The sequence below is a fragment of the Psychrobacter sp. LV10R520-6 genome, from assembly GCF_900182925.1.
Classification (GTDB): Bacteria; Pseudomonadota; Gammaproteobacteria; order Pseudomonadales; family Moraxellaceae; genus Psychrobacter.
In genome coordinates this window covers 2,657,355-2,673,644 of the sequence record NZ_LT900024.1, presented here as the reverse complement: position 1 = coordinate 2,673,644, position 16,290 = coordinate 2,657,355, and the positions used below count along the sequence as shown (strand labels likewise).

Genomic DNA, 16,290 nt, shown 5'->3' with positions numbered 1-16,290 from the left:
CGAGCAATGAAGTTTTTATTAAAGAATATTATAAGGAATCAACATGAGCACTAAGCCGTTACCTAAAGTAGGAAGCAGAGAGTATTTAAAAAGAAAGAAGAAGTTTCAGAAACTTAAAGACAAAAAGGCTAAAAAAGAAAATAAGGGTGGTTTCTTTTTCTTCTTTTGGTGGTGATTAGGATGTTGTAGGCAGCAAGGGAAAACTTGTAGATTGTCCTAGATATTTTAAATATGACCCTATCCTTTTATATGATCTTACACGGCTATGCTCAACAGTGGTAGAGATAGCGATCAGCTTTTATGATGGGTTAAATTACGTAAGTTCATGTAACCTTAGTGTTCAATCAGACAATCAGGTTTTGCCTATTCGATAAATCGAAAGCCTAGTATCATCAAGGCTTATAGCGATATTTTATTACGAAATGTTAAGCATAGTACGCATATATAGGCGTTATTTTCTACTGAAATACAGACTTATGAGAATATAAAATGAAATTTATCTTACTAGCAATATCTTTACTTATTGCAAGCAATGGCTATGCTGAAATTAATGATAACCATTATATTTATATTAACGATAATGATGAAGAAAAATCCAATAAAGAAGAATTAGCAACACTAAAAAATGAAACAGCAAGATTAAATCTAAAAAACCTGCAAGAATCTAGAAAAAAGAAGCCCCTTACACATGATAAAAGTGAAGTGGTGTTTAAGGTTGGTGACGCTAGCAAAAGGGATGTCGGTGCTAAAATTGGAATGACTCAAAATCAAGTCTTAGATAAGACGTATTGGGGAAAGCCTGACATAACGAGAGCAATTACTGATGAGTATGGCAAACTTGATTTGTGGTCTTATGACTATCATGGATTTTTGCTTTTTGATAACGATAAGCTAATTAAAATACTTACAGTCGGTAATGCTAGGCATTGGTGATATCTATATATAGCACACATATAGCCCTATAATCGTTTGTTATACCATTCCATGGTGTTTGTAGCTTAATAATACCAAAACCTCTTATAACGTCTGTGAGATCGCTATGGTTATTTATCACTACTACCAAACAGCCGAATTAAGAAAATAAATTAAAGGTTATAGGAAAATGATACTAAAAATACTATTTTGTTCTTTGTTCGCCTTGAGTGCTGTTAAGGCTCTTGCAGGTGAAGTTACTTTTGTACATGAAAATGGTTCTATGAGCACAATTCATATTACAGATACTATCGAAGAATTTTATGGTAATGATAAGAGAGCAATGCTTGCTGCTCAGATTCAAAGGAGTAGTGCTAGGGGCGCGACAGCATATCTTCAAGTTTATCAAACCAATAGAAGAATGAAGGGTCTAGTTCCTGATAAAAGTGAGACTGTATTCAGAAACGGCAATAATATTGATGTTGGGGCTAAAATGGGAATGACTCCAAACCAAGTGCTAACTAAAACTCACTGGGGGAAACCAGAATACACCAACGTGACAACTGATGAGCTAGGTAAACTTGAACAATGGATTTATGGAGACTATGTTAACTATTTAACTTTTGATAACGATAAGCTAATCTATATTCAATAATCAATAATTTACATGAATTAATCATTAGTATTCTACATGGCTCTAATAGCCTTTATAAGAGCTTATAATTTATTTAAGCTACCATTGCATAGGAATAGTATTATAACGCCTTATATAGGCTAATTATAAGCCTTACGAGCTTTATAAGAGTAAGAGAAGGTATCAATCAAGATACTGGATAAGCTAGCAAGTTGAATTGAACCCAATTAGTTTTTAATCAAAAGTCTGTTATGAGCTAGTTTTATCGTCTATTTTTAATTTAAGCGTGACTATACCAGTAACCTTTCTTGTTTTCTTGTGAATATAATCCAGTCTGCAACTCACATGAATCCCCTAAAAACACCTATTGTTCCTATAAAACAGACGTTATGACAAATGACTTTGGATAGAAGAAGCCATTTGTCACTGGTCTCTTTGAGGTATATTCGGCAGTCTTTCTAATTTTTGGAAATGATATAGAATGGTTGAATAGTTTTTTTAATTGAGAGAAATATTATCTTGTATAAACGTCTATTTTTGATTGTCACTACACTTTTCCTGTTTGCATGTTCAAGCGACAGTACAGTAGAAACTGATTTAAACACTACTTCTACTAAGCCCAGTGAAGCAATAGTAGCTAAACCCATAATGTTATCTAAGCCAGTAATGGCAGCTAAGCCAAAAACAACAGCTGAAGAAGTTCTAAGTGAAAATCAAATAAAGAAGCTAAAACAAGAAGCTCCTACTTTAGCTTCTGCTATTGCTCTCTATAACAATAAAGACTCTATAGACTCAGGTTCAAACAACAGTGATATTTCAGAGTTACTTAGAAATTTGATACTTTGGGATGGGATAGTTGGTATGACTTGGGAAGATCTGAATAGCATTCCTGAAACTAGCTATGAAATGATAAAAAAAGATATTTTTACTGAGACTGGTAAACGCTTTTGTTTTACGGGAACGGTACACAAAATTGAAGTTGATCGTTCTATCAACCCCCCATTAACTCAAGCATTTGTGTATGCTGCATTTCGTGGCTATGTAAGCGTGATAGCAGTAGGGTCTTCTGGTGATATTTTGCCTAGCTCAGAAGTGAATTTCTGTGGCGTAGTAACTGGAGATGGTGCTGGGTATGAAACATTCGCAGGAGGAGACTCTGCTCCTTATCTACTTGGTATGTTTGATTTGCCAGAGAACAAGTAAGAATAAGGATACTATTTCTTAGGTCTTAAATCTTTTAGAAGATATTGCTCATATAAGAGACCATCCCGAATTCTGTGTAACTGCCCTTTATCTTGTAGCAATACTTACACAAAATTCAGGATACTCTCAAATTTGGACACCTACTAAGAGTCTAATTTTTTAATTAGAAGGTTTACAAGATTTGATAAGCTCTAAGGCCTTACCCTTATCTTGAGGTGGCAAACCATCATCATATCCTAGTTCATTACCGAGAACTTTACCTGAATGTCTATCAACAAGCTCGCTTGCCTTTATTCCCTCTAACTCTAAAAATCTAACTAAAGTTCTCAATGAGAATTCAACGATATGTTTACTTTCACTATTCATATTTTACCTTTTAAACCTAAATTTATTTATTAACTTTGGAACAAGAAACACTTGTCTTGCCCTTGAGTAGTTGGGATTTAACGAAAAAAGAATTATTTAAGTTGTTCTGAGCTATCCTTCTATATTTAGGTATTTCTTTGTTGCAGTCTTCAATAGTTAGGTACTGCATAGGGCTTTTTTCTGACCAGCTTTCTACAACTTGATTAGATTTATTCAAAATTGAGTATCGCATAATCGCAGCATATGGCTTATAGATTAACATGGGTCTAGTCTCGTCAATATCAGTCTTTCCAACATTGCGGCTGACACCACTCTCATTTAAAACAGATTTTACGACTCGTCGATCGTCTTTCATTTGTTCTTCTACAGTGATGACTCTATCAAATCTGAAATCTTTATTTGAAGTTTTGAGGCCTTTACTTGCACTTTCATTAAAAATGTAAGTATCTCCAACTTTCATAACCTCTTCTTTAGAGTACATATTTTTATTGTTTGCTGCTTTTGGGTTTTTATTCAAAAATATATATTGATCCTTTAATAAGGACACATCATAAGCAAGTGCTTTTTCACTGGAAATAGAAACCATTCTCCCAGCAGAGTCATAGTTTGTATACCAGCTGGCATATGAGACTTGACAAGAGAATGTCAGCAAAATAAGAGAGGTTAGCTTCTTCATAGAGATTAGTTAAAACCTTTAAGTTTGAGTTTAGCTTCACCCGATCCCTGCTTTGCAGCAAGCTCATAATAGTATTTAGCTTTTGATCTAGAAGACAAGCCCATCTCTCCTTTATTATAAGATGAGGCTAGCTCTAATTGAGCTGTAAGCAATCCAGCGTCTGCTGCTAAAGTCATAAGTTTTGCCATTTCCTTCCAATAGGAGCTTTGCCTTCTTCCTAAATTATCGGAATACTCGCTATAAAGAGAGGCTAAATTCCAAGCTGCATAGGGATTATCCAATGCGACCCCTTTTTGATAATAATTAATGGCTTTATTTAGATTGATTGTATTTTTTTTATCCGCGAAGTAATAATCACCCAACGTTCTATAAGCTGCCCCGTTTCCTAAGACACCTGCTTTCTCTAGAGCATCTACACCTTTCTTCTCATCTTTATTAAGTCCATACTTATGCGCATGGAGGTATGCCTCACCTATCTTTTCTAAGGCATTCTTTTCATTTTTTGAAGCCGCTTTTTGAAGATAACTATAAGCCTTACTAATGTCTTTCTCTACGATATAACCATTTTCGTAATAGAACGCTAATTCAGTATATGCTTCTGGATACCCCATTTTTTCAGCTCTTTGTACTGCTTCGAGCGCACTTGTGTCAAGGTTACCACTTACAGACCTGCGCAGTTTTGCGTATCGAACATTACATTCCGAATCTTTTAGTTCACTTATGCATTGGACTAAATGTTGAAATGCAATTTTTTGATTAGTACTACTACCTCTTTCCCAATAGTCGTTGGACATAAAAAGTAAAGAGTCTCTATCACTCAAGTTAGCTCCTTTTCTATACCAAGACCAGGCTTCATAACGGTCTCTTTTTAAACCCATTGACCCCTCATAGTAAGCTTTTGCAATCTTACCAGCAGCATAACCAGATCCGTTCTCGAAAGCTGTATATAACCAAGACAAAGACTCACCTTCTTCTCCAGAAAACTCGTAAAATTTAGCGACTTCTTCTTGAGAAACTCGATCGCCTGATTTAGCTTTATTTAATAAATTTTTATCAATGGAAACTGCATAACTAAAGCTACTAAACGCAAACAACAAAACCAAGAGGATTGCTTTTTTCATATTATCTCTGTCTTTATCAGGAACAAATATTTGGTGGGATGTCTAATATTGTTCATTAGATATTAAACTACTAACACTTTCAACTAACTCTTTCATAAATGCCGCACTGATATTACTTAGCTTTGAAAAATCACAGGCTTAAACTAACTTAAGCTATGCTGATTAAACCTAAGAACCTATACATATTCAAATCACTTAGCTATAGATAAACTTTCAAGTCCTTACTAGGGAACCGAACCGTTAAAAGTACCTGATTGGTTCGCCATAGGTATGCTATTACTTACAGAAATCAACCGCCATTCCTCTAGTTAGCCCTAACCCACCTTTCTCCGGATGTTCCCATGCTGTTTGATAGCAACTAATTACTTTTTTCGATTGTGAGACCCCTTTGCAAAGATCAACGGCCATTCCTCTAGATAGTCCTAATCCATCTTTTTCCGGATGCTCCCATGCTTTTCGATAGCATTGTAAAACTTCCTTTGCAACAGGTGCTCCTTTGCAGAGATCAAGCGCCATTCCTCTAGTTAGCCCTAACCCACCTTTTTCCGGATGCTCCCATGCTGTTTGATAGCACGAAACAGATTGGTCATTTGCTTGTGATGAATTTATAAATATGATTGAAGTTAAAAAAACGAAAATTGCAGAAAAGAAAACTTTCATATAAATACTTACCTTAAAAAAGGGGGTGTAGCAGATAAGCAGTATGCTAGCCTACTTTTGTGAAGATAACCAACTATAAACTAGCAAAGCACCTTAACTGTGTTGCTAATCTATTCGTAGCACATAACCCTAAAAACGCCCGCTGTTCGCACAAATTAGATTATGACAAATGAAAATAGACTAAAAAAAGTCATCGGGTCGGTTGCTCGAAAATATATCTGCTACCATGAGTTTAACACACAAATGTAATCCTTCAAGCCAATTAGTTGAGACATGCCATGCCACTGTTCAAAGCCTCATTCATACACAAAGCAATCGTTTTTTTAGTCGCAGCGATAATATCTATATCAGCGATGGCTGCGCCAAATTTTAACCAAACCCAACGATTAGCCAACCAAGGAGATGCTAGTGCTCAATACAATCTTGGATTGATGTATGACAAGGGCGAAGGCGTACGTCAGGATTATACTAAGGCTGTAGAGTGGTATACAAAAGCCGCCAATCAAGGTGAGGCTAGTGCTCAATATAATCTTGGATTGATGTATGACAAGGGCGAAGGCGTACGTCAGGATTATACTAAGGCTGTAGAGTGGTATACAAAAGCCGCCAATCAAGGTGAGGCTAAGGCTCAATACAATCTAGGAATTATGTATGACAACGGTAGAGGCGTACGTCAGGATTATACTAAGGCTGTAGAGTGGTATACAAAAGCCGCCAATCAAGGTGAGGCTAAGGCTCAAAACAACCTTGGAGCGATGTACGGTAATGGTCAAGGAGTGCGTAAAAACATAAGCACTGCAAAAGAATGGTTTGGTAAGTCTTGCGATAATGGTGATCAAGAAGGTTGTGATAATTATCGAATCTTAAATGAGCAAGGCCACTGATTTAGTAATTTTGAAAACCGATTGTTGGTATTGTTCTCGGTATTGACCAAATTATAAAAATGCAAATCATTACCATAAAGGCTTGCAGAGGTCTGTTTAATTCCTACAGTGCCGCCCACACTCAAATTTTTGGAAAATATAGACCATGCAATCACTGAAAAGTATATTTACTAATGCGTTGATAGCCTTAGGATTATTATTTGGACTGACCCTATCAGCTGCAGCAACAGATTTCGCAAAAACTGAGGATTTAGCTAATCAAGGTTATGTAAACTCACAGTTTAGTCTTGGTGCTATGTACGAACAAGGGGTTGGTGTAGATAAAGATCTTTTTCAAGCGTTTAAGTAGTACAAAAAAGCTGCTGATCAAGTTAACGGATTAGGATTATTTAATACTGCGCAGGGTTATTACTATGGAGAAGGAGTTCGTCAGAATAAACCACAGGCTAAAGAGTTATTTGGACAAGCTTGTGATAATGGTAATCAAAAGGGGTGTGACATGTATAGGAAACATTGATGAAAAAATTTAGATCAACTAAACATTCCATTTCCCAAATCAGCTCGGTTGCTCGAAAATAGCGATATTCACGATGAAATCAACTCAATAAGTACACTGTAAAGTACACTACTGGGAGTTTCAAGCTTCTTACTACTTGAATTTGTTAAAGCTGGCATTAAAGAAACTACTTCTATTCTAGAGGAGGCTGCAAAAAACTTAGAGGCTGACGAGCCTAAAGGTGCAAAATCACTTTTTGGTCAAAGATACTTTATGCTCAACACTAACTATAACAACAACAAATCAGCCCATATGAGTATGCTAGAAAACCATGAAGCAGCTGCTTTTTACACGGGGTGGAAAGAAAATATCTCTCATCTGAAAGAGGGTGATACGGTATATCTATATCAAAGTGGAGTTGGATTTGTCGCTTCAGGCGTTGTAACTGGAAAACTGATAACAAGTGAGTATGAAGGAACTCCTGAAGCCAAATATTCTAAGAAGCTAAGTGATTTCAAGACCGGCTTTAGAGCTATAACTGCAAAAGAATTTAAGTCCCTAACTAATGGCGGAGCTAACTTTCTTAGAACAATGATTCAATTGAATTTGCATCAGCAACAAGTGCTAGATGCTGAAATTGATAATAGAATGGAAGATATATAAAGAGATAGCTATCAAATCTATTTATGATTCGGACCTTATGGTAAATGGTTTTAAAGGTGCATTAATCGGGATATCTCCCTGCTGTATACAGATAATTTATTATAGGGTTAACTATGGATATATTGGAAGTTGATAAGCTAGTATTATTTATCGCATTTGTGATACCTGGTTTCATAAGTATTAAAACTTATCAATTGATTTTTCCAGGGATAGAACACCCGACTTCGGAACAATTAATTGATGCAATAGCGTATAGCTGTATCAATTACGCTTTTTTTATTCTTCCAATATGGTTAATCGAAACAATCGGACTAAAAGAGAGCAATTTTACTCTTTACTACCTGTTTTACTTAGTAGTTCTACTTGTCGCTCCTATAGGCTGGGTGATAATTTGGAGGTTTTTAAGAACTAGGAATTTGTTTTTAAGTAATGCTCCTCACCCAACTAAAAGATCGTGGGATTATCTTTTCTCTCAACGGAAATGTTATTGGGCAAAGGTTATCTTAAAAAATGGTACTATTATAGGAGGGTTATATGCAGAACAGTCAAATGCTTCCAGTAGCCCAGAGGCAGAACAAATATATCTTCAAGAAACCTGGTTTATCGGCGCAAATGGCGAATTCTTGAGGAAGAAGAAAGGAACTGCAGGAGTTATCATTTTATCTGATGAAATTTCACATATAGAATTAAGGGTGTATGAATATGAGTGATAAGAAAAAATCAACAATCAAAGTTTCAGTCGGTGATAGTTATACTCCTAAAAGTACAGAAAAGAGCTACCAGCCTACACCTGTGTCTAAACCTGGCGCTAGTTATACTCCTACTAGTGCAGGGAGTGAACCCACTATTAGACCTAGACCAACACCCCCTGGCAAAGAATAAGAGTAACGCAATGTTGTCCCCGCGTATCAACTGATAATCAGTAAATGGATCTAATATGCTTCAACAGTTAGACACTGCAGACAATGTGCGCCATAAATTAGCACTTCGTACTACTTCAAAATATAAAGCTGAGTTCGGGCAATTCATGACGCCTTCTAATGTGGCTCGCTTTATGGCATCCTTATTTCCACCTAGTAATCTTAAAACCTGTCATCTATTGGATGCAGGCGCAGGCGTAGGCGCTCTAACCTGTGCTTTTCTTGATCATTGGGCAGCAAACGGATTTGGTTTTAATTCTGTTGAAGTAACTGCTTACGAAGTTGATAAGGAGCTGCAAACCTATCTCAGTCAGCATCTAAACGTATACGATAATGTGAAAACTAATATTATCTCTGGTGATTACATAAAACTTGCAACAGACAAAGGTCTGCAGGATCAAGGCTACACTCACGCAATTCTCAATCCACCTTATAAAAAAATTAATAGTAAATCAGAGCACCGATTAGCTTTAAGTAAAGTTGGCATTGAGACAGTAAATCTATACTCCGCTTTTATAGCACTAGCATTGGCACAAATGGCGTCAGGTGGGCAAATTGTGGCCATTATTCCACGCAGTTTCTGTAATGGTCCTTATTACCGCCCTTTTCGTGACTTTATTCTCAAACGGGCATCGATCCGTCAAATACACTTGTTTGAATCACGCAACAAAGCCTTTAAGGATGACCAAGTTTTACAAGAAAATATAATTATTTGTCTAGAGCGTGATGGAGAGCAGGGCCCTGTTACTATCTCAACCTCTACCGATGATAGTTTTTCTGACCTAGCCAATTGTGCTATTCCTTTTGAGCGCATAGTATTCCCAGATGATTCAGAACGATTTATTCATGTACAGACGACAACTGATAAAAGTGCTATCGAATTGTCATCTGCAGTACGTCACTCAATGACTGATATTGACGTGAAGCTATCAACTGGTCCAGTAGTTGATTTCCGATTGAAAGAGCATTTGCGTGATATGCCTGAAGAAGGGTCGGCACCATTAATTTATCCTAGCCATTTAAAGACTGGTAAAACCAATTGGCCTATAACTAATTCTAAAAAATCTAACGCGATAATGCAAAATTCTGATACGGAAAAATGGCTTTACCCAAAGGGTTTTTATTGTGTAGTTAAGCGATTTTCATCAAAGGAAGAAAAACGCCGTGTTGTTGCAAGCTTGGTTGATCCTAATCACTTTGAGGACTATCCAATGCTAGGGTTCGAGAACCATTTAAACGTATTTCACGATAATAAAAACGGCTTGCCTGAGGCATTAGCAAGTGGACTTACGGTGTATCTGAACACAACAGCAGTAGATGAGCATTTTAGACGGTTTAGTGGCCATACTCAGGTCAATGCAACAGATCTCAAGCAAATGAAATATCCAAGTCGTAAAGCTTTAATACAGCTTGGCGAATGGGCTTTGAAACAAAAAAATATTACGCAAGAGAATATTGACGCTCAATTTGGAGACTTAATTTAATGAATAATAAAAATACTCACCTTGAAGATGCTCAGGAAATAATAGCTGCCTTAGGTTTCCCTTCGCAGCAGCAGAATGAGCGCTCCGCTTTATGTTTATTAGCTCTTTTGAACCTGACGCCAGAAAAAGCATGGGCACAAGCAGAGAATCCCCTCATAGGCATTACGCCAATGATGAGTTGGGTATACGATCAGTATGAAAAGCATTATGCACCTAATTCTAGGGAAACTTTTCGCCGCCAAACAATGCACCAGTTCTGCGATGCAGGAGTAGCTCTCTACAATCCAGATGATCCAGCTCGCGCAGTAAATAGCCCTAAGGCTGCTTACCAAATTGAGTCTCACGCATTAACTCTATTACGTACTTTTGGAACTACATCATGGCCAAATAATCTAGAGCGTTATTTGGCGACTCGTACATCGCTCGTTGAACGTTATGCTAAAGAGCGAGAGCAGAACCGTATTCCTGTAAGGGTTACAGAGGTTAAAGAGATTACTTTGAGTCCTGGCGTCCATAGTGAGCTTATCAAAAATATTATTGAAGATTTTGCGTCACGTTTTGCACCAAACAGCATATTAATCTATGCAGGTGATACGGAAAAGAAGTGGGGATATTTCGATGAAGAACGGCTCAAGGGGCTAAATATCGATGTAGGTTCACATGGCAAAATGCCTGACGTAGTATTGCACTACACTGACAAAAACTGGCTGTTATTAGTTGAGTCTGTCACTAGCCATGGACCTGTTGACGGAAAAAGATATGAAGAGCTTTCTAAGCTATTCTCAGAGTCAACTGCTGGATTGGTCTATGTGACTGCTTTTCCAAATAGAACTCTCATGGGACGCTACCTTGGTGAAATTGCATGGGAAACAGAGGTATGGGTAGCGGACGCACCTTCTCACCTTATTCACTTTAACGGAGTGAGGTTTCTAGGGCCTTACTCTACATAAATTCAAATGAAGATTTGACTATGGTAGATATAGCTAACTAAGAATACTAAGTATTCTGCTTCAGATAAAGACGGTTAGCGGCAGCAGTATTAACAAGATTATGAAAGGTTTGAATCAAATCCGAGACCATTCCATATTCTGTGTAACTGCCGTTTAGATTAAATGCTTGTTTACACGGTCATCAAACATAATCATAAAGCGATTAAGAGCAGACGTCCAGTGTTGACTCGGCATCGACCACTTCTTTGACGCCTGCTGGATTGCTAAGTACACTACTTTGAATGCTGCCTGATCAGACGGGAACACCTTACGCTTATTCACCGCAGTACGAATCACACTATTTAATGATTCTATAGCATTGGTGGTATAAATGGCTTTTCTGATGTCTTTAGGATACTCGAAGAACACTGTTAAGCCCTCCCAGTTGCTACGCCAAGACTTGACGACATGCGGGTACTCACGGCCCCAAGTCTCATCGAAATGCTCAAGATTGGCCTTTGCTATCTCGAGGGTATCAGCGCCGTAGATAGCCTTTAAATCAGCCGCTACTGCCTTTTTATCTGTCCAAGGCACGAACTTCATTGAGTATCGCACCATGTGTACGATACACAGCTGAACCTGTGCTTTAGGGTAGACGGTGTTGATGGCATCGGGGAAGCCTTTTAGACCATCCACACAAGCGATTAAGATGTCTTGTACCCCGCAGTTTTGCAATTCAGTGAGAACGCCTAGCCAGAACTTAGCGCCCTCGTTTTCTGATAGCCACATACCAAGTAGCTCTTTTTTACCATCAAGTCCCACGCCTAGTGCCAGGTAGATAGCCTTGTTGATAATCTGCTTATCTTGGCGTACTTTGACGACAATGCAGTCTAGGTAGACAATAGGATAAACACTGCTCAGCGGCCTGTTCTGCCAAGCGGTGATGTCCTCTAAGATATTGTCAGTGACTCTTGAAACTAAGCTGCTGGATATATCGACATCGTAAAGCTCTTTGATGGTATCAACGATCTCAGTGGTCGTTTGGCCTTTGGCGTAAAAGAATATGATTTTATCGTCAAGACCTGAGATACGGGTTTGATGCTTACTGACGAGTACGGGCTCAAAGCTGCCACCGCGGTCTCTTGGGGTGGATATCTCAAGCGCGCCGCTATCACTGCGAACTCTCTTTTTAGTATGACCGTTGCGCTTGTTTGGCTTACCCGCTTTTTCATGCTTTGGGTAGCCTAGATGGTCTTCCATCTCAGCCTCTAAAGCAGTGTCGATAAAGGACTGCATGAGTTGCTTCTGAAAGTCTTTGATGTCATCAAAGCTGTTCATGCTGCTAGCCATTTGCTCGGCCAGTGTTTTAATGTCGGTTTGGTTAGTCATTGCTTATTCTCCGGTTAGTGGATTATAAGCAGTTACACAGTTTTTAGGAAAGTCTCGTTGAACGACAGACCAAGAAAACGATTGGCGTTCAAAACGCCTAACCAGGTGTTCTATAATAGAGTCTAGCGTTGCACTTGGTGTGTTAATCTAGCATTAATAGAATAAATAATAGTTTACCCAGTAATTCTAAAGTCATTAATGTGATTCAAGGTACTCTCAGTATTATCGTAACTATTCTTAAAAGAGTAGACTACACAATTAAAAACAATACTTAAGTCTTAACGTAGAGTAGACAACATTTGCGTGCAGCTAACTAATGCTCTACTATCAATAAGCCCCTCTACTAGGAAGTCCTTATGTCGTTTGCTCAAGTCTACACCCGCTCAGTCGTTGGCTTGCACGCGCCGCAGGTTATTATCGAGGTACATCTGTCCCAAGGCTTGCCCGCACTGACTATCGTAGGCTTACCCGAAGCGGCAGTACGAGAGAGTAAAGATCGGGTACGCTCCGCCATTCTTAATTCCGGTTTTCAGTTTCCCAATCGGCGCCTGACCATCAATTTAGCCCCAGCTGATTTACCTAAAGATGGCGCACGCCTTGATTTGCCTATCGCGATTGGTATTTTGGCAGCCAGTGATCAGCTGGAACCAGAGGTGCTATCGGCATTTGAGTTTATTGGGGAGTTGGCGCTAAATGGGGAGCTTAGGCAAGTAACAGGTAGCTTAGCGGTAGCACGAGCGATAAAGGCTGAGGCGCTAGCATTAAAATCTGGACCAGAGTCGCGGCAATTAATAGTACCGGCTGATAATGGCGCAGAGGCCAGCCGCGTTGAAGGCGTGACCATATTAGCCGCTCAAAGCCTAAAAGCAGTTTGCGACCATCTACAATCGCTAGCAGAGCCTAATGCGACGGATGGACGCTTGGATATCGTACCGCCAAGCCCAGCACCGCAAAATGCCAGCTATCAAGTAGACTTAGCCGATGTTAAGGGTCAACATCATGCTAGGCGTGCGTTAGAGATTGCGGCAGCAGGCGGGCATTCGTTATTATTCACAGGGCCTCCAGGTTCGGGTAAGACATTAATGGCATCACGGCTGCCAACTATCTTGCCAGATCTGAGCGCTGAGGATGCGTTAGAAGTCGCCAGCACTTATTCAGTAGCCGATAGCGATTATGATTATGGCACAAGGCCGTTTAGACAAGTTCATCACACGATATCGGCAGTTGCCTTAGTTGGCGGTGGCTCACGTCCAAAACCTGGCGAGATTACTTTGGCTAATAAAGGCGTGCTGTTCTTAGATGAGCTTCCGGAGTTTGATCGAAGCGTGTTAGAGGTGCTGCGTCAGCCATTAGAGGCGAAGCAGATTACGATCAGCCGTGCTAATTCCCAAATGACCTTTCCTGCAAACTTTCAATTGGTCGCCGCTATGAACCCTTGCCCGTGTGGCTATGATGGTGACGCATCAGGACGTTGTCGTTGCCGTCCTGAGCAGATTAAGCGCTATCAGGATAAGCTATCAGGCCCGCTGCTCGATCGCATTGACCTGCATATTACCGTGCCAGCATTACCGATTGCAGATCTACAAAATAGCGTGGCCGGTGAAACCTCGGAGAAAGTAAGGAGTAGGGTTTCAGCTGCTCATAAACGGCAACTAAAGCGGCAACAAAAAGTGAATAACGAGCTTAGCCCCAGTGAAATTGATGAATACGTTCAGTTAGGCGAGGGCGAACAGCAGCTACTACAATTAGCACAACAGCGTCTTAATCTATCGGCGCGAGGATATCATCGCGTCTTGCGAGTAGCGCGTACCATTGCTGATTTGGCAGAAAGTCTTGATATCACCAGTGCTCATGTGTCTGAGGCCCTTAGCTATCGAAGTAAGTGATCTATAACTGATTTATAAAAAGCCAGTGTTGTAAAGGATATTAGGTTTACTCTGCCAGATTGATTGGTATAAGTAGGTAGTATGGCGCTCTAATTCGTAATAAGACAAAGAAACTCAAAGTTGCTAAAATCGAATTCTTCTTTGCTAAGTGTAAAGTTTAGATCATTGTCAGCATCCACATGCCTTTACAGCTAATATGTATCAATAGCAAAGTACATTAAAAGGACTGCTTTAAGGACTACTTTGATTGATTATGTTCGATTTTATAAATGGATGTCAATTATTAATACTATGAGAGAGATTTTAGGTGGGGAATTCAATAGAAGAAAATCACCTCAGGCATTCCTTTGCCTAAGGTGTTTTCGATAGCGATTAAAACTTATCGGTAATGGCACCTTCCGATGCACTGCCAACGGTTTTAGCGTATTTAGCCAGTACACCACGCTTTACGTTTGGCTCTGGTGCTTTCCATTCACTTAAACGCTGCTGAATTTCTTCTCCGCTGATGCTTAAGTTTATTTCATTGTTGTCGGCATCAATGGTAATAGTGTCGCCGTCTTCAACAATGGCAATTGGGCCGCCAACCATGGCTTCAGGCGTGATGTGCCCTACGACAAAGCCATGACTACCACCAGAGAAGCGACCATCGGTAATTAAGGCAACGTCATTACCCAAACCACGACCCATAATAGCAGATGTGGGTGACAGCATTTCACGCATGCCTGGGCCACCTTTAGGGCCTTCGTAACGAATAACAATCACGTCACCAGCCACAACAGTGCCATCTAAAATAGCGGTCATGGAGTCTTCTTCGGAGTTAAATACGCGCGCTTTACCCGTAAACAGAGTACCTTCTTGGCCACTGATTTTTGCCACCGAACCAGTTGGTGCAATGTTGCCACGTAATATACGCAAGTGGCTGTCGGCTTTAAGGGGTTTATCAAAAGGCATGATAATGTCTTGGCCTGCTGGGTAGTCTTCTACACCTGCTAAATTTTCAGCAATGGTTTTTCCGTTAACGGTTAAGCAATCGCCGTGCAGTAAGCCTTGTGCCAGTAAACGCTTCATTAATGGCGCAATACCACCAATTTTGATAAGTTCAGACATTAAGTATTTACCTGATGGGCGTAAGTCAGCCACCACAGGCACGCGTTTACCTATTTCGGTGAAGTCATCAATGTTTAGTTCTACGTCGATCGCATCGGCCATGGCCAGTAAGTGCAATACAGCGTTGGTAGAGCCACCTAAAGCAATAACGATGGTAATAGCGTTTTCAAAGGCCTTGCGCGTCATAATGTCGCTAGGCTTAATGTCGTTGTCGATTAACCACTGGATCGCTTGACCTGCTTGTCGGCAGTCTTCACGTTTTTCAGGAGAAATAGCTTCTTGAGCAGAGCTACCCGGTAAGCTCATGCCCAACGCTTCAATGGCTGATGCCATGGTGTTAGCGGTATACATGCCACCACAAGAACCTGGACCAGGAATGGCCGTTCTTTCAATTTCTAATACTTCTTCTTCGGTCATATCGCCACGGGCATTGGCACCGACGGCTTCGAATACAGAAACGATGTCAGTATGGTTTTTACCTGGTTGAATAGTACCGCCATAAATAAACAGCGAAGGACGGTTTAAGCGAGCCATGGCCATAAGGCAACCCGGCATGTTTTTATCGCAGCCACCAATAGCAATGAGCGCGTCGTGACCTTGGCAGCCTGATACAGTTTCAATAGAATCTGCAATCACTTCACGCGATACCAATGAATACTTCATGCCTTGGTAGCCATTAGCGATACCGTCAGAGATGGTAATGGTGTTAAAAATAATGGGTTTGCCATAGGCAAAATAAACGCCTTTAGCCACTTCCTCAGCTAAGCCGTTAATGTGGATATTACAGGGCGTTACTTGGCTCCAAGTAGAGGCAATCCCCACTTGCGGGCGCTTAAAATCTTCATCGGTAAAACCGACCGCACGCAGCATAGAACGCGCTGGTGCTTTTTGAATGCCATCGACCAAAATAGCGGAGTACTTTCTGTTGGTATTGTCTTTTTTAATCATTTTCTTGCTCCA

17 protein-coding genes and 1 pseudogene are annotated in these 16,290 nt (G+C 39.9%); 12 read left to right on the top strand and 6 right to left on the bottom strand.

Annotated features, from left to right (window positions below):
* Window positions 1-43 precede the first annotated feature (43 nt).
* The 4 genes from U1P77_RS11195 (at window position 44) to U1P77_RS11180 (ending at window position 2,749) form a co-directional block, all read left to right on the top strand.
* Complete coding sequence (locus tag U1P77_RS11195) at window positions 44-175, top strand: hypothetical protein (protein WP_321155062.1); 132 nt, start codon at window positions 44-46, stop codon at window positions 173-175.
* A gap of 314 nt (window positions 176-489) precedes the next feature.
* The gene (locus tag U1P77_RS11190) at window positions 490-933 is read left to right on the top strand and encodes a hypothetical protein (RefSeq protein ID WP_321155061.1); all 444 of its coding nucleotides are present in this window, start codon (window positions 490-492) and stop codon (window positions 931-933) included.
* A 169-nt stretch (window positions 934-1,102) separates the two neighbouring features.
* A complete protein-coding gene (locus U1P77_RS11185; RefSeq protein WP_321155060.1) occupies window positions 1,103-1,567 on the top strand; it encodes a hypothetical protein in 465 nt (154 codons plus the stop codon).
* 516 nt (window positions 1,568-2,083) lie between these two features.
* Window positions 2,084-2,749: a hypothetical protein gene (locus U1P77_RS11180; protein WP_321155059.1), complete on the top strand. Its 666-nt coding sequence runs from the start codon at window positions 2,084-2,086 to the stop codon at window positions 2,747-2,749.
* A 159-nt stretch (window positions 2,750-2,908) separates the two neighbouring features.
* On the opposite strand, the gene U1P77_RS11175 is transcribed toward U1P77_RS11180, so the two are convergent.
* The 4 genes from U1P77_RS11175 to U1P77_RS11160 form a co-directional block, all read right to left on the bottom strand.
* The gene (locus U1P77_RS11175) at window positions 2,909-3,115 is read right to left on the bottom strand and encodes a hypothetical protein (protein WP_321155058.1); all 207 of its coding nucleotides are present in this window, start codon (window positions 3,113-3,115) and stop codon (window positions 2,909-2,911) included.
* 22 nt (window positions 3,116-3,137) lie between these two features.
* A complete protein-coding gene (locus U1P77_RS11170) occupies window positions 3,138-3,791 on the bottom strand; it encodes a hypothetical protein (protein ID WP_321155057.1) in 654 nt (217 codons plus the stop codon).
* A 5-nt stretch (window positions 3,792-3,796) separates the two neighbouring features.
* The gene (locus U1P77_RS11165) at window positions 3,797-4,912 is read right to left on the bottom strand and encodes a tetratricopeptide repeat protein (protein WP_321155056.1); all 1,116 of its coding nucleotides are present in this window, start codon (window positions 4,910-4,912) and stop codon (window positions 3,797-3,799) included.
* A 276-nt stretch (window positions 4,913-5,188) separates the two neighbouring features.
* Window positions 5,189-5,572, bottom strand: coding sequence for a hypothetical protein (locus U1P77_RS11160; protein ID WP_321155055.1), 384 nt, complete (start codon window positions 5,570-5,572; stop codon window positions 5,189-5,191).
* A 278-nt stretch (window positions 5,573-5,850) separates the two neighbouring features.
* Between U1P77_RS11160 and U1P77_RS11155 the strand changes: the two genes are divergently transcribed.
* From U1P77_RS11155 to U1P77_RS11130, 7 genes and pseudogenes are all read left to right on the top strand, one after another.
* Complete coding sequence (locus tag U1P77_RS11155; RefSeq protein WP_321155054.1) at window positions 5,851-6,456, top strand: tetratricopeptide repeat protein; 606 nt, start codon at window positions 5,851-5,853, stop codon at window positions 6,454-6,456.
* 145 nt (window positions 6,457-6,601) lie between these two features.
* Window positions 6,602-6,805 (top strand): hypothetical protein, encoded by a 204-nt coding sequence (locus U1P77_RS11150; RefSeq protein ID WP_321155053.1) that lies wholly within the window; start codon window positions 6,602-6,604, stop codon window positions 6,803-6,805.
* Between the two features lie 48 nt (window positions 6,806-6,853).
* Window positions 6,854-6,973: pseudogene (locus U1P77_RS13595) on the top strand (SEL1-like repeat protein); the annotation flags it as partial.
* Window positions 6,974-7,225: 252 nt separating this feature from the next.
* A complete protein-coding gene (locus U1P77_RS11145; RefSeq protein WP_321155052.1) occupies window positions 7,226-7,615 on the top strand; it encodes a hypothetical protein in 390 nt (129 codons plus the stop codon).
* Between the two features lie 113 nt (window positions 7,616-7,728).
* Complete coding sequence (locus tag U1P77_RS11140; protein WP_321155051.1) at window positions 7,729-8,325, top strand: DUF6338 family protein; 597 nt, start codon at window positions 7,729-7,731, stop codon at window positions 8,323-8,325.
* Window positions 8,326-8,552: 227 nt separating this feature from the next.
* Window positions 8,553-10,019 (top strand): Eco57I restriction-modification methylase domain-containing protein, encoded by a 1,467-nt coding sequence (locus U1P77_RS11135; RefSeq protein WP_321155050.1) that lies wholly within the window; start codon window positions 8,553-8,555, stop codon window positions 10,017-10,019.
* Window positions 10,019-10,969, top strand: coding sequence for a BsuBI/PstI family type II restriction endonuclease (locus U1P77_RS11130; protein ID WP_321155049.1), 951 nt, complete (start codon window positions 10,019-10,021; stop codon window positions 10,967-10,969). Before U1P77_RS11135 ends, U1P77_RS11130 begins: the two co-directional genes overlap by 1 nt.
* Before the next feature lie 153 nt (window positions 10,970-11,122).
* Here U1P77_RS11130 and U1P77_RS11125 read toward each other — a convergent pair whose 3' ends face one another.
* Window positions 11,123-12,337, bottom strand: a complete 1,215-nt coding sequence (locus U1P77_RS11125; protein ID WP_321155048.1) for an IS256 family transposase — start codon at window positions 12,335-12,337, stop codon at window positions 11,123-11,125.
* A 356-nt stretch (window positions 12,338-12,693) separates the two neighbouring features.
* Here U1P77_RS11125 and U1P77_RS11120 point away from each other — a divergent pair, with 356 nt between their 5' ends.
* Entirely contained in the window at window positions 12,694-14,223 is a 1,530-nt protein-coding gene (locus U1P77_RS11120) for a YifB family Mg chelatase-like AAA ATPase (protein WP_321155047.1), read from the top strand.
* Window positions 14,224-14,595: 372 nt separating this feature from the next.
* On the opposite strand, the gene ilvD is transcribed toward U1P77_RS11120, so the two are convergent.
* Window positions 14,596-16,275: a dihydroxy-acid dehydratase gene (ilvD, locus tag U1P77_RS11115; RefSeq protein ID WP_321156681.1), complete on the bottom strand. Its 1,680-nt coding sequence runs from the start codon at window positions 16,273-16,275 to the stop codon at window positions 14,596-14,598.
* Between the last annotated feature and the right edge of the window lie 15 nt (window positions 16,276-16,290).

Bases quoted from the DNA above. Each gene is read 5' to 3' on its own strand.
- U1P77_RS11195 (WP_321155062.1), top strand. From the start codon at position 44: ATGAGCACTAAGCCGTTACCTAAAGTAGGAAGCAGAGAGTATTTAAAA.
- U1P77_RS11190 (WP_321155061.1), top strand. From the start codon at position 490: ATGAAATTTATCTTACTAGCAATATCTTTACTTATTGCAAGCAATGGC.
- U1P77_RS11185 (WP_321155060.1), top strand. From the start codon at position 1,103: ATGATACTAAAAATACTATTTTGTTCTTTGTTCGCCTTGAGTGCTGTT.
- U1P77_RS11175 (WP_321155058.1), bottom strand. From the start codon at position 3,115: ATGAATAGTGAAAGTAAACATATCGTTGAATTCTCATTGAGAACTTTA.
- U1P77_RS11170 (WP_321155057.1), bottom strand. From the start codon at position 3,791: ATGAAGAAGCTAACCTCTCTTATTTTGCTGACATTCTCTTGTCAAGTC.
- U1P77_RS11165 (WP_321155056.1), bottom strand. From the start codon at position 4,912: ATGAAAAAAGCAATCCTCTTGGTTTTGTTGTTTGCGTTTAGTAGCTTT.
- U1P77_RS11160 (WP_321155055.1), bottom strand. From the start codon at position 5,572: ATGAAAGTTTTCTTTTCTGCAATTTTCGTTTTTTTAACTTCAATCATA.
- U1P77_RS11155 (WP_321155054.1), top strand. From the start codon at position 5,851: ATGCCACTGTTCAAAGCCTCATTCATACACAAAGCAATCGTTTTTTTA.
- U1P77_RS11150 (WP_321155053.1), top strand. From the start codon at position 6,602: ATGCAATCACTGAAAAGTATATTTACTAATGCGTTGATAGCCTTAGGA.
- U1P77_RS11145 (WP_321155052.1), top strand. From the start codon at position 7,226: ATGCTCAACACTAACTATAACAACAACAAATCAGCCCATATGAGTATG.
- U1P77_RS11140 (WP_321155051.1), top strand. From the start codon at position 7,729: ATGGATATATTGGAAGTTGATAAGCTAGTATTATTTATCGCATTTGTG.
- U1P77_RS11135 (WP_321155050.1), top strand. From the start codon at position 8,553: ATGCTTCAACAGTTAGACACTGCAGACAATGTGCGCCATAAATTAGCA.
- U1P77_RS11130 (WP_321155049.1), top strand. From the start codon at position 10,019: ATGAATAATAAAAATACTCACCTTGAAGATGCTCAGGAAATAATAGCT.
- U1P77_RS11125 (WP_321155048.1), bottom strand. From the start codon at position 12,337: ATGACTAACCAAACCGACATTAAAACACTGGCCGAGCAAATGGCTAGC.
- U1P77_RS11120 (WP_321155047.1), top strand. From the start codon at position 12,694: ATGTCGTTTGCTCAAGTCTACACCCGCTCAGTCGTTGGCTTGCACGCG.